Source organism: Streptomyces sp. NPDC028419 (assembly GCF_055565515.1).
This window is the reverse complement of sequence record NZ_JBVHUE010000002.1, coordinates 313,322-325,304: the sequence shown is the minus strand read 5'-3', so window position 1 is coordinate 325,304 and position 11,983 is coordinate 313,322. Positions and strand designations below refer to the sequence as shown.

Annotated in this window: 11 protein-coding genes; 8 read left to right on the top strand and 3 right to left on the bottom strand. The window is 76.5% G+C overall.

Translation table 11 applies throughout. From position 1 onward, the window contains the following. Positions 1 to 120: 120 nt before the first annotated feature. From ACZ4UB_RS03835 to ACZ4UB_RS03810, 6 genes are all read left to right on the top strand, one after another. Entirely contained in the window at positions 121 to 1,011 is an 891-nt protein-coding gene (locus ACZ4UB_RS03835; protein ID WP_468068039.1) for a C40 family peptidase, read from the top strand. Between the two features lie 49 nt (positions 1,012 to 1,060). After that, positions 1,061 to 1,438: a hypothetical protein gene (locus ACZ4UB_RS03830; RefSeq protein ID WP_468068038.1), complete on the top strand. Its 378-nt coding sequence runs from the start codon at positions 1,061 to 1,063 to the stop codon at positions 1,436 to 1,438. Between the two features lie 146 nt (positions 1,439 to 1,584). After that, on the top strand, positions 1,585 to 2,310 hold the full coding sequence (locus ACZ4UB_RS03825; protein WP_468068037.1) for a response regulator transcription factor: 726 nt from the start codon (positions 1,585 to 1,587) through the stop codon (positions 2,308 to 2,310). Further along, positions 2,307 to 3,878: a sensor histidine kinase gene (locus tag ACZ4UB_RS03820; protein WP_468068036.1), complete on the top strand. Its 1,572-nt coding sequence runs from the start codon at positions 2,307 to 2,309 to the stop codon at positions 3,876 to 3,878. The genes ACZ4UB_RS03825 and ACZ4UB_RS03820 overlap by 4 nt, the downstream gene beginning before the upstream one ends. A gap of 59 nt (positions 3,879 to 3,937) precedes the next feature. Then, on the top strand, positions 3,938 to 4,354 hold the full coding sequence (locus ACZ4UB_RS03815; RefSeq protein ID WP_468068035.1) for a hypothetical protein: 417 nt from the start codon (positions 3,938 to 3,940) through the stop codon (positions 4,352 to 4,354). Continuing rightward, positions 4,351 to 4,569, top strand: a complete 219-nt coding sequence (locus ACZ4UB_RS03810; protein WP_468068034.1) for a hypothetical protein — start codon at positions 4,351 to 4,353, stop codon at positions 4,567 to 4,569. Before ACZ4UB_RS03815 ends, ACZ4UB_RS03810 begins: the two co-directional genes overlap by 4 nt. Positions 4,570 to 4,574: 5 nt before the next feature. Here ACZ4UB_RS03810 and ACZ4UB_RS03805 read toward each other — a convergent pair whose 3' ends face one another. Together ACZ4UB_RS03805 and ACZ4UB_RS03800 are read right to left on the bottom strand one after the other, a co-directional pair. Then, complete coding sequence (locus ACZ4UB_RS03805) at positions 4,575 to 4,925, bottom strand: hypothetical protein (protein ID WP_468068033.1); 351 nt, start codon at positions 4,923 to 4,925, stop codon at positions 4,575 to 4,577. Between the two features lie 130 nt (positions 4,926 to 5,055). Beyond that, positions 5,056 to 5,565, bottom strand: a complete 510-nt coding sequence (locus tag ACZ4UB_RS03800; protein ID WP_468068032.1) for a mycothiol transferase — start codon at positions 5,563 to 5,565, stop codon at positions 5,056 to 5,058. A gap of 279 nt (positions 5,566 to 5,844) precedes the next feature. On the opposite strand from ACZ4UB_RS03800, the gene ACZ4UB_RS03795 reads away from it, so the two are divergent. Together ACZ4UB_RS03795 and ACZ4UB_RS03790 are read left to right on the top strand one after the other, a co-directional pair. Beyond that, positions 5,845 to 6,681, top strand: a complete 837-nt coding sequence (locus tag ACZ4UB_RS03795; protein WP_468068031.1) for an undecaprenyl-diphosphate phosphatase — start codon at positions 5,845 to 5,847, stop codon at positions 6,679 to 6,681. 75 nt (positions 6,682 to 6,756) lie between these two features. Next, positions 6,757 to 8,034 (top strand): FAD binding domain-containing protein, encoded by a 1,278-nt coding sequence (locus ACZ4UB_RS03790; RefSeq protein WP_468068030.1) that lies wholly within the window; start codon positions 6,757 to 6,759, stop codon positions 8,032 to 8,034. Positions 8,035 to 8,148: 114 nt separating this feature from the next. Here ACZ4UB_RS03790 and ACZ4UB_RS03785 read toward each other — a convergent pair whose 3' ends face one another. Beyond that, positions 8,149 to 10,944, bottom strand: coding sequence for a helix-turn-helix transcriptional regulator (locus tag ACZ4UB_RS03785; protein WP_468068029.1), 2,796 nt, complete (start codon positions 10,942 to 10,944; stop codon positions 8,149 to 8,151). Positions 10,945 to 11,983: the final 1,039 nt, after the last annotated feature.

The following is an 11,983-nucleotide window of genomic DNA, read 5'->3' as shown; positions in this document are numbered from 1 at the left end:
GGGCGACGCGTGGCTCCTCGACACGGACCCCGGCCGCGGACCAGTCTCGGAGCACCGCAGCCGGTGACCTCGTTCGGTCCCGGCACTCGCGGCAGCACCACGAAACGGGGGAACAGCGGCATGCGCAGCATCCTTTCCAGAGCGAAGCGGTCCGCGGTCGTCGCGGGGATCCTGGCGGTCTGCGCCGTCGGGGCGATCGCTCAGCCCGCCGCGGCGGCGCCCGCCGCGCCGCCGGCGGTGTCGGCCCGCCCCACGCAGGCCGAAGCCACCTGCGGGGTCCTCGCGACCGGGGCCGCGGCCGCGGCGGAGGCGGCGGTCCGGGCGGCCTGCACACAGATCGGCGTCTGGTACACCTGGGGCGGCGGCCACGGGCCGCAGCCGGGCGCCACCTACGGTCAGGTCGACCCCACCGACCCGGCCAGCGAACACGATCCCGAGCGGATCGGCTTCGACTGCTCGGGCCTGGTGCGGTACGCCTACGCCCAGGCGACCGGACAGGACCCGCTGGCGGGCAACGCCAACAGCCAGTACTACTCGCCGCGGGTCACCCTGCGCATCCCCGCGTCGCAGGGGACCGGGGCGCTGCTCCCCGGTGACCTGCTGGCCTGGGGCGGCGACAACGGCATCCACCACATCGCCCTCTACCTCGGCGCCGGAAAGATGGTCCAGGCCAAGCAGTCCGGCACCCGCGTGATGGTCAGCGACCTGACGACGGGCGGGGACTACAACGGGGCGGTGCGGATCGCCGCCGCGCCGGGCCAGGGCACCAACTTCTCCACCTGGGGCACGGACGTGTGGACGCACACCGAGCCGTCCACGACGAGTCCGCGGGCCGTCAAGTTCCCCGGGCCCACCCGGATCCGCGTCAGCTGCCAGAAGCACGCCCAGTGGGTGGACGCCGAGGGCTACCACAACGACGCCTGGTCCTACCTGCCGGACTACAACGCCTGGCTCACCAACATCTACATCCAGGGACCGGCCTGGCTGGACGGCGTCCCGACCTGCAAGTGACCGGGTTCCGACCCACCGCACACACCGTTCGTCATCAGAGGAGCACGCAGTGAACGCACGCAAGAAGCTCGCCCTCCTGGCCGCGTCGGGCACCCTCGCCCTGGGCCTGGCCGCCACCGTCGCCCCCACCGCGTCGGCCTCGGCCGCCGCCACCGTGCACGGCTGCCCGTCCGGCGCGGTCTGCGTCTACCCGCGCGACGCCGGGTGGAACAACGACCACCCGGACCTCGTCTTCTACAGCTACGGTGCGCACAACCTCTCCAACCAGGAGGGCCAGCACTACGTCTTCAACAACCAGACCGGCGGCGCGACCGCGCGCACCTGTCTCGGTTACAACGGCGCCAACTGCGAGGGCTACCTGGGCGCCGGCTACTTCATCGACAAGAACCTCACGCCGATCAACTCGATCGTCCTCGTGCGGCCGTAACCCGCACCCGCTCCGCGACGCCGCTGCCCCCGGGAACCCCCCGGGGGCAGCGGTGCGCCCGCGCGTTCCCGCCCCGGGTGCCGGGCGGACGCGCGGGCGTGAGAGGGTCGGGCCCGGTCTCGGACGGGGCCGGCGAGGAGGACAGGGTGAGCGGGCAGCGGGGCGGCGCGGGCGGGACCTCGGGCGTGGTGGTGGTCGCGGACGACGACGCGGCCATCCGCCGCTCCCTGGAGCGGGGGCTGCGGCTGAGCGGCTTCACCGTGCTGCTCGCCGAGGACGGGATCGCCGCCCTCGACCTGTTCGCCGAGCGGTCCCCGGACGTCCTGGTGCTGGACGTGTGCATGCCGGGGCTGACCGGCACGGAGGTCTGCCGCCGGCTGCGGGAGCGGGGGGACGCGACGCCCGTCCTGATGCTCTCGGCCCTCGACGAGCTGGCGGACCGGGTCGCCGGTCTCCAGGCCGGCGCCGACGACTACCTGGTCAAACCCTTCGCGCTGGAGGAGCTGGTGCTGCGGCTGCGCGCCATCCTGCGGCGGCGACCGCGACAGGCCCTCTCGGAGGTGCTGCGCGAGGGCCCGCTGGTGATCGACCAGGCGACCCGACAGGTGCACCACGACGGCGTCGAACTCCACCTCACCCGGCGGGAGTTCGAGCTGCTGGTGCAGCTGGTCCGCAACGCCCGGATCGTCCTCACCCGGGACCAGCTGCTGGACCGCGTCTGGGGCTACGACTTCGAGGTGCGCACGGACGCCGTCGACACCTTCGTCAGCTATCTGCGCCGCAAGCTGGAGGAGGGCGGACGCCCGCGCCTGATCCACACGGTCCGCGGCGTCGGCTTCGTCCTGCGCGTGCCCGGGGAGGACGGTCCGTGAAGCTCGCCACCCGGATCGCGCTCTCGGTGACCGTGGTCGTGCCGTTGCTGGTGCTCGGCGCCGGCCTGCTGGTGCTGGGGCTGGTCAGCCGGGACCTGCACCGCCAGCAGGACACCCGGCTCCAGGACCTGGCCGCCGCCGCGCTGCCCGACGTACGGGCCCTGCTCGCGGCCGACCTGCGCGGGCGGCCCAAGGTGGAGCAGAACCAGCATCGCAAGGTGCTCGACGCCGTCCTCGACGCCGGGATCCGGGTGCGCTCCGCGGACGGCGCCGACGTCCTGGTGGGCGGCCCGCAGCCCGCGGATCCGGCCCGGCTGCCCGAGCCGGGTTCGGGCGGGCCCGTCACCGTACGGGCCAAGGGCCACGCCTGGCGGGTGCTGACCGTCCCGGTGGCCGGTCCGGCGCCGGGGACGTTGTGGCTGTTCACCCCCGCCTCGGCCGCCGACCCGCAGCTGACCGCGGTGCGCGGGCGGGTCCTGCTGGTCGCCCTGCTCTCGGCCCCGGTCTCCGGCCTGCTCGCCCGCGCCCTCGCCGGGCGCGCGACCGCCTCCGTGCGGCGGCTGAGCCGGCGCGCCGCGGCGCTGGACCCGGGGGCCGGCGCGGCCGCCTTCGCCACCGCTCCCGTCCACATCGCCGAGGTGGACGAGCTGTCCGCCGCCATCGGCCAGTTGCTCGCCCGCTACGAGGAGCAGGCTGCGCGCACGGCGCAGGCGCTGGACACCGCCCGGTCGTTCTCCTCGGCCGCGTCGCACGAGCTGCGCACCCCGTTGATGAGCATGCGGACCGACCTGGACGTGCTCGCCGCGCACCCCGACCTCTCCCCCGCCGAGCGGGCCGAAGTCGTCAAGGACCTGCAGGACGACCACGCCCGGCTGCTCGAACTGCTCACCGCCCTCCAGACGCTCGCCCGGGGCGATCTGGTGGAGGCGTCGGCCTTCGGCCCGCTGGACCTCGCCGAGCTGGTGGACACGGCGGTAGCCGAGGTCGCCCGGCGTCATCCCGGGGCCCGTACGAGCACCGACCTCCCCGCGGAGCTGCGGGTCTTCGGCTGGGACGCCGGGCTGATGATCCTGCTGGCCAACCTGCTGGGCAACGCGGTGGTCCACGGTCACCGGCCGGACGAGGCGCCGGTGGTCCGCGTACGGCTGCGCGCGCGGGGCCCGTACGCCGTGCTCACCGTGGACGACGAGGGCCCCGGCATCCCGCCGCGCGACCGCGACAGCGTCTTCCGGCGCTTCCACCACCGGCCCGGCAGCCCCGGGTCGGGACTCGGGCTGACCCTGGTCGCCCAGCAGGCGGCGCTGCACGGCGCCACGGTCACCATCAGGACCCCGGAGGGCGGAGCGGGCGCCCGGATCGAGGTGCGGCTGCCGCTGGCCGCCGCGGACGGCGGCGGTCTCCCCGCCCTGCCCGCGCGGCGCGACTGGATCTCCCGGGGCGACGCCCCGGCGGCAGGTCCGGCGGCAGGTCCGGCGGCAGGTCCGGCGGCAGGTCCGGCGGCAGGTCCGGCGGCAGGTCCGGCGGCAGGTCCGGCGGACTCACAAAGAAACCACAAGGACGGTCCCTAGCGTCGGGCGCGGCCGGCCCGCCCGGGTGCCGGCCCGTCCGCACTTGAGGAGACACGACCATGCCCGCGAACCGCACGACCGTCGCCGCGATCGGCGCCCTCGCCCTGGCCGGAGCACTGCTCGCCGTCGCTCCCGCGCAGGCCGACTCGTCCCCCGCCGGCTCGGGGAAGGACGGCAAGGGTGCCAAGTCCGCGCCGAAGGGGGACGGCTCCAAGGAGATCTGCAAGCGCCTGCCGAAGACCAAGGGCCGGGTCGACGCCGCGATCACCCGCCTCGGCGGCGACGCGACCGTGGCCGGCTCGGTCACGCGCCTGGAGCAGCGCGTCGCCAACGCCAAGACCGCCGGCCACACCGAGGTCTACACCTACCTGAACGACCGCCTCACCGCGCGCAAGGCCCTGCTGCCCACGCTGCAGAAGCGACAGGGCGACCTGAAGGCCGTGAGCACCTGGTGCGCGGCCCAGGGCGCCAAGTGAGCGTGGCGCGCCGCGCCGCCGTCGCACTCGCCGTCCTGGCCACCGGGGCGGCGCTGCTGGTCACCGGATGTGCGCCGGGGTCGGGCGCCCGTCCCGCGGCGGAGCGATCCGCCGGGGCGGGCGACGACGCCCAGCGGGCGCAGATGCGTCAGACGCTCGACGACGCCGACAAGGCGGCGGCCGATGCCGACGCGGACGCCGGCCGGGGCGACTGACGCACTCAGGCCGCGGGCACGGCGGCGGGGGCCTCGTCGAGTTCCCACGCGTGCCGCTTGAACTCCCGCACGAAGTCGGGGTGGTCCTCCCACTGGCGGGCCACCCCGCGCAGGACGTCCCAGTGCTGCTCGACCGCCTGGTCGATGACCCGGCGCACCGCCGGTTCGGCGGTCGGGCGCTTCTCCAGGAGCCCCTTGACCGCGGACGCCTCCAGCACGGCGTTGCGCAGCGCGCGCAGCGCCCGCGAGGTGTCGTCCATCCCGAACCCGTTCTCGCTGCCGGTCTCCTCGGCGAACAGCGGGGTCAGGCGCTCCTCGATGAAGGCGGTGATCCGCTCGAAGTGCCGTACATCCATCGGGAACTCCCTCTCCTGCCGCCCGGCGGCGACGAAACGTGTGTCTGAGCGCAGTTCTATCAGCGCGCCCCGGGGCCGTCCCACCGCGGGTCGGACCGTGCGCGCCGCCCGCCCCGTCCGGCCCGCCCGGTCACCGTCGGCGCAGGGCGCCCCGGACGAAGGCCGCCTGTCCGGCGTGCTGGAGGTCGTCGGCCAGGACGCTGACCAGGCGGGCTCCGAGGGTGACCGGCGGATCCCAGCGCTCGTCGACCACCCGGTCCAGGTCGGTGGCGGCGAGGCCGTGCAGGAAGGCGACGGTCCGCTCGTGCACGGCGTCGAAGTACCCCAGCAGCAGGGCGTCCGAGTCGACCCGGACGGAGCCGACCTGCTGGGCGGTGTGACCGTAGCCGGTCGCGTCGACGGGCAGCGGCAGGTCGAACCGGTCGGCCCAGCCCCCGGCGGTCCACACCTGTTCCCGCTCCGCGACCTCCGCCACGTGGTCGTCCTGGACCCGCGTCAGGTGCCACACCAGCCAGGCGATCGAGTTCGCCCGCGGGTCGAGGCGGGCGGCCAGTTCGTCGGCCGAGAGGCCCTCGACGCTCTCGTGGACCACCTCCCGGATGCGCCCGAACGCGTCGGCCAGTACGTCGGTGGCCTTCATGGATCCTCCTCGTCCGTGCTGTCCGGCGCCGCCGGTCCGGCGGTCGCCGCCCGGCCACCATGCCCGGCCCGCCGCCCGCGGGGGCGCGAGCGACACGCGGTCGCGCCGGGTCGGGGACGGGTGCGCGCGGCTCGGTCGGCGGGGTGACGGCGCGCGGAGGCGGGGTCCGGGTCGGGCACCATCTATGCCGACGGGGGCGGCCAGCGGGGCGTCCCGTACCGCACCTGCGGCGGCCGCCCGGGCCGACGCCACTTCGACGACACCGCGAAGGTGATGCACGTGAGCGCGATCAGCATCGGTCAGGCCGTGATTCTGGGCGTGGTCGAGGGGGTGACGGAATTCCTGCCGGTCTCCTCGACCGGGCACCTGAAGATCACCGAGGGGCTGATGGGGATCCCCGTCGACGACAAGAGCGTGGTCGCGTTCACGGCCGTGATCCAGGTGGGGGCCATCGCGGCGGTCCTCGTGTACTTCTTCAAGGACATCGTGCGGATCGTCTCCGCGTGGGGCCGGGGTCTGCGCGACCCGGAGGAGCGCTACCACCACGACTACAAGTTCGCCTGGTGGGTCATCTACGCCACGATCCCCATCGTCGTCGTCGGACTGGCCGCCAAGCCCCTGATCGAGGGCCCCCTCGCCTCGCTGTGGGTGGTCGCCGGCTCCCTGATCGTCGGCAGCGGCCTCATGTGGGCCGCCGACCGGATGGGGCGCCACAAGCGCGGCGAGGACGACACCTCGCTGAAGGACGCGATGTTCGTGGGGTCCTCGCAGATCCTCGCCCTGCTCTTCCCCGGCTTCTCCCGCTCCGGCGCCACCATGTCCACCGGCCTGATCCTCGACCTCGAACGGGTCGCCGCCACCCGCCTGTCCTTCTTCCTCGGCATCCCCGCCCTGACCGGCGCCGGCCTCTACGAACTCAAGGACGCGGTCGGCGCCGGCGTGGGCGCCGTCCCGCTGCTCGTGGGGACGCTGGTGTCCTTCGTGGTCGCCTACGCCTCGATCGCCTGGCTGCTGAAGTTCGTCGCGAAACACTCCTTCAACGCCTTCGTGGCCTACCGCATCGCCGTCGGCGTCCTGCTCTTCGGCCTGTTGGGAACGGGCATCCTGCAGGCCTGAGGCGGCCGGCGCGCGTGCGTCCGGCGTCCGGTGGGCAGGGTGAGCCCTGCGGACGTACTCCTGGAGGGAGCGGATATGCGAGGCGGCGGTTCGGTCGCGGTGATCGGCGGGAGCATCGCGGGCTGTGCGTTCGCCGCGGCGGCCGTGCGGGCCGGCGCGCGCGAGGTGGTGGTGCTGGAGCGGACCCTGGGGCGGCTCCAGGACCGGGGGCTCGGGCTCTGCGTCCACGACGAACGGGCCGCCGAGCTGTCGGCCACCGGCGCGCTGCCGGGCAAGATCCCCGCGCACCGGCTGGTCAGGCGCCGGTGGGTGGTCCGGGACGGGGCCGCCGAGGGCGGCGCGGGCGGGCCCTTGGCCGGCGCGGGCGGGCGGGTGATCTGGGAGCAGCCGTTCCCCTTCCACTCCTACCACTGGGGTCTGCTGTGGCGCGGGTTGCGCGACGGGATGCCCGCCTCCGTGGCCTACCGCCAGGGGGAGACGGTCACGGCGGTGGTCCGCTCCGGCGACCGGGCCGAGGTCCGCCTGGACTCCGGCGCGGTCGAGCGCCACGACCTGTCCGTCGGCGCCGACGGCTACCGCTCGGTCGTGCGCCGGACCGTCTGCCCGCAGTCGCGTCCCCGCTACGCGGGATACGTCTGCTGGCGCGGGAACCTCGACGCGCGCGGGGCCGCCGCCCTCGATCCGTCGGCCGGGGCGTGGGACGACGCGGTCACCACCGTCTGCTTCCCCGGCGGGAGTTGTGTGGTCTACCGCATCCCGGGGCCGGACGGCCCCCGGGTGAACTGGGTCCTCTACGCCGCCCCGCCGCGCGGCGCGCTGCGCCTGGACGATCCGGCGAGCGATCCGACGAGCTTCCCGGCCGGCCGGCTCAGCCCGGAGCTGGCCGCCCACCTGGCCGCGCTGCTGGCGCGGGAGTTCCCGCCGTACTGGGCCGACGTGCTCTCCCTGACGAAGCCGGAGGACACCTTCGTACAGCCCATCTACGACCTGGAGACCCCGCGGACCACGTCGGGGCGCCTCCTGCTGGGCGGTGACGCCGCCACCGTGGTGCGGCCGCACAACACCAGCGGAGCCGCGAAGGCCCTCCAGGACGCGAGCGCCTTCGAGAGCGCCTGGCGCGGTGCCGGTTCCTGGGAGGGGCTGGTGCGGGGCTACGAGGAGGCCCGCGGGCCGGCGGGGCGGGAGCTGGTCGCACTGGCCCGCCGGCTCGGCCGGGCCCAGGTGGAGAGCACGCCCGCGTGGGCCGCGATGAACGAGCGCGACGTGGAGTCGTGGTGGCGGGAGCAGCTCGGCGGGGCCGCGGGGATCGGCGGACAGTCGATCGAGCCCACCGGGGGCAACTCCTTCGAGTGAAAGATCCGCCCCGCTCCATCCGGTGTGGCCGCCGGGCGCGAAGGGGGGGTGCGCGGGTGACGGTTGTCGGCACCGCCACCCGCGCTCCGGGCCGTCGCCGCCCGGGCCCGTGGGTCAGGGGTGGCCGGCCAGGGCGGCGGCGAGCTGGGTGCGCGAGCGGACGCCGAGCTTGCGGTAGATCCGGCTGAGCATGCCCTCGACGGTCTTGACGGAGAGGAAGAGGTACCGGGCCGCGTCCTGGTTGGACGCGCCGCGCCGCACGAGGTCCGCGAGGCGCGCCTCCGACTCGGTCAGCTCGGCGCGGCCGGCGCCGGACCCGGCGTGCGGGGCGGGCGCCGCGCGGTCGAGCAGGTCCCGGGTGATCTGCTGCCAGGGGCGGGCGCCGGTCTCCTCGAAGACGTCGAGGGCCGCCTCCCAGGCGGTACGGGCGGCCGCCTGCCGGCGTCGGGCGCGCTCGACCCGGCCCAGGGCGACCAGGGTACGGGCCCGTTCGAGCGGCAGGTCCAGCCGCTCGAACCCGGCGGCGGCGCGGTGCAGGCAGTCGGTGGCCTCGTCACCGGCGGCGGCCGGGGCGCCGCCCGTACGGCCGGGGGCGCGGGCCAGGAGCACGCCGCGGGCCCGGGTCAGGGCGGCCCCCGTCCCGCAGTCCGCGTCCGGCGCGCCCAGCGCGGCCCGGGTCCGGTCGAGCAACTGCCGCGCGCGGGGCAGCTGCCCGGCGCGGGTGAAGGCCTCGATGGCGTCCGGCTGCCAGCGGAAGGTGCTGGGCTCCGCCGGTGGTCCGTTCTCCTCCGCTTCGGCGAGGGCGATGAAGGTCGCCGCGGCGCGCGCGATCTCCCCGGTGTGCAGGTGCACCGCGCCCGTGATCCAGAGGTTGCGCGCGACGTACAGCCCGTCCCCCTCCTCCCGGGAGGCCCGGGCCCCGCAGGCGGCGGTGCGCAGCGCGGCCGTGAACGACCCGGCGGCGCTCTGCGTCAGGGCGGCGGTGTACCAGGCCGGCCCCATCGACAGCGCCGCGGTGGTGGACAGCCGCACCGCCCGGTCGGCCCATGCGAGGGCGGGGCCGCAGGCGCCGAGGCGGGTGTCGACCTCGGCGAGGCTGCGCCAGACGTCGACGAGGTCCTCGGCGTCCCCCTCGTGCTCCGCGAGCGCGAGGAGCGCGGTCAACCGGCCGCGCGCCTCGCGCAGCCGGTCGTCGAAGACGGCGTGCCGGGCGGCGAGGTACTGGGCACTGTTGCGGATGCCCGACTGCTGGGCGGGGACCCCCAGGGCGAGGGCCCGGGCCAGGGTGTCGGGGGCGGCGGGCGCGCCGAGGACGCGCTCCATGCGGGCCCGCATCGTCAACGCGGCCGCCTCCAGCGGGCGGTGGCCGCCGCGGCGGGCCAGTTCGGCGGCGCGCGCGGCCGCGCGCAGGGCCCGCTCCGGTGCCCCGTGCGCGATGTTGGCGACGATGGCCGCCCTGATCTCCACGGCGGCCAGCAGCTCCGGGTGGCCCGCGGCCAGCTCCCGGCACCGGGCCAGCAGCGGCTCCACGCCGGCCAGTGCCTGGCCGTGCGCGTCGACGAGCGCGAGCAACGCGGTGACCTGGTGGACCGGTTCGGCCCGGGCCGCGATGACGGCGTCGGCCGCCTGCCGGGCGAGTTCAGTGGCGCCCGCGGCGGCCGCTTCCCGTGCCGAGGCGGTGAGCCTGCGCGTCCGCGGAGCGGGCCGGTCCACCGGGGTGATCTCGGCGGCGAGCAGGAAGAGTTCGGCGGCCAGTGCCCGCTCCCCCGCGTCGCGCGCGACGCTGGCGGCGAGTTCGGTGTCCTCCGCGAGGCCCGGGTCGGGGCGGTCCTGGGCCAGGGCGCGGTGCCGGGCCTCGTGCACCGGGTCGCCCACCGCCAGGGCGAGGGTCCGGTGCGCGCGGGAGCGCCCGCGCCGGTCCTGTGCGCGGGCGGCGGCCCGGGCGAGCGCCGTGGCGGTGAAGTGGACGCCGTCCCCGGGGCCGGTGCGCAGCACCCCGGCCTCGACGGCCTGCGCGAGGTGTTCCTCGGCGTCGGGACAGCCGGCGCGCAGCAGCAGGGACGCGGAGGGACGTACGGTCAGCGCGGCCAGCATGAGGGTCCGGCGGGCCTCCGGGCCGAGGGTCTCGCGCAGCCAGGCCGTGGCGGCGGCGACCGCCTGCGGCGGCAGGGGCGGGCCGTGCCCGGGCGCCGGCGGGAGCTGGGCGAGGGCGTGGCAGGTCAGGGCGGTCAGCAACCGGTGTCCTCCGCAGTGCCGTTGCAGTGTCGCGGCCCACCGGGTGGGCAGGCCGTGCGCGGCGAGCAGGGCGGCGCTCTCCTCGGCGTCCAGCGGGGCGAGGTCCACCTGGGGCGGATGTCCGCCGAGCAGGTCGGCGGCGGCCTGCGCCCGGCCCTGGGCGCGTTCGGTCACCACGGCCCGCAGGCGCGGCGCGGGCAGGGTCCGCAGGGCGTAGCCGAGGGTGTCGGCGCTGTCGGGGTCGAGCCAGTGGGCTCCGTCCACGGCGAGCAGGTGGTCCCGGCTGGCGAGCAGCGCGGTCAGCGCGAGCCGGAGGGGGAGCCGGTCCCCGTCCGCGAGGGGGCGCTCGTCCGGCCCGCGGTGCAGGAGCCGGTCGACCAGCCGGGCCTGCCGGGGAGCCAGGGCGGCGAGTTCGGGCGCCGTGCGGGAGGAGAGCAACTGGGCCAGCGCGCCGAAGGGTTGGTCCTGGTCTCCGCGCGCGGTGGTGATCCGCAGCGTGCTCCGGTCGGCGGACCCGGGCAGCGTGCGCAGGACCCCGTCGAGGACGGTGGTCCGACCCGCCCCCCAGGGCCCCGCCACCGCGACCCGCCCGCCGCGCCGGAGCTCCCGCAGGACCCGCTCCACGTCCCCCGCACCCGGCGGACCGGAGCCCGCGCCGCCCACGTCTGCGCCCACCTCGAACCTCCCGAGAGGGCACGGTAGGCCGCCCGCACCCCGACCACAACGACCGCGACCGGCCCACCCGCATTCAAGGGTTTCCCCCGGTGCCCCGACCGGGCCGGCGGCCACCCGGCCTCACGCCGACCCCACACCCGACAGACACCCCGGCCACAACCGGGCCGACCCCCGGGCAGGCACCACGACCCGCGCCGGACCAGAGCCGGGCCAACCCCCGGACAGGCCCCGGCAACCACCCGGACTCACGCCGGGCCCGTACCCGGCAGACACCGCGGCCACAGCCGGGACGGCGCCCGACAGGCACCACGGCCCGAGCCGGGCCGACCCCCAGCGGGCACCACGACCCGCGCCGGACCAGAGCCGGGCCAACCCCCGGACAGGCCCCGGCAACCACCCGGACTCACGCCGACCCCGCACCCGACAGACACCCCGGCCACAACCGGGCCGACCCCCGGCAGGCACCACGGCACAACCGGGCCGACCCCCGGCGGGGACCACGGCCCGAGCCTGGCCAGAGCCGGGCCAACCCCCGGCAGGCACCACGACCCGAGCCGGACCGGAGCCGGGCCAACCCCCGGACAGGCCCCGGCAGCCACCCGCACTCGCGCCGGGCCCGTACCCGGCAGACACCCCGGCCACAGCCGGGACGGCGCCCGACAGACACCACGGCACAACCGGGCCGACCCCCGGCAGGGACCACGGCCCGAGCCTGGCCAGAGCCGGGCCAACCCCCGGCAGGCACCACAGCCCGCGCCGGACCAGAGCCGGCCAACCCCCGGGCAGGCCCCCGGGCAGGCCCCGGTGGCCACCCGGCCTCACGCCGACCCCACACCCGACAGACACCCCGGCCACAACCGGGCCGACCCCCGGCAGCCACCACGGCCCGAGCCGGGCCGCCCCCCAGCGGGCACCACAGCCCGAGCCGGACCAGAGCCGGGCCAACCCCCGGTGGGCGCCTCGGGGGGGGGGGGGGGGGCCCCCCGTGGGCGCGTCGGCGGGAGGAGGGGGGTCTCACCACCTGGGGGAGGTGGTTGAA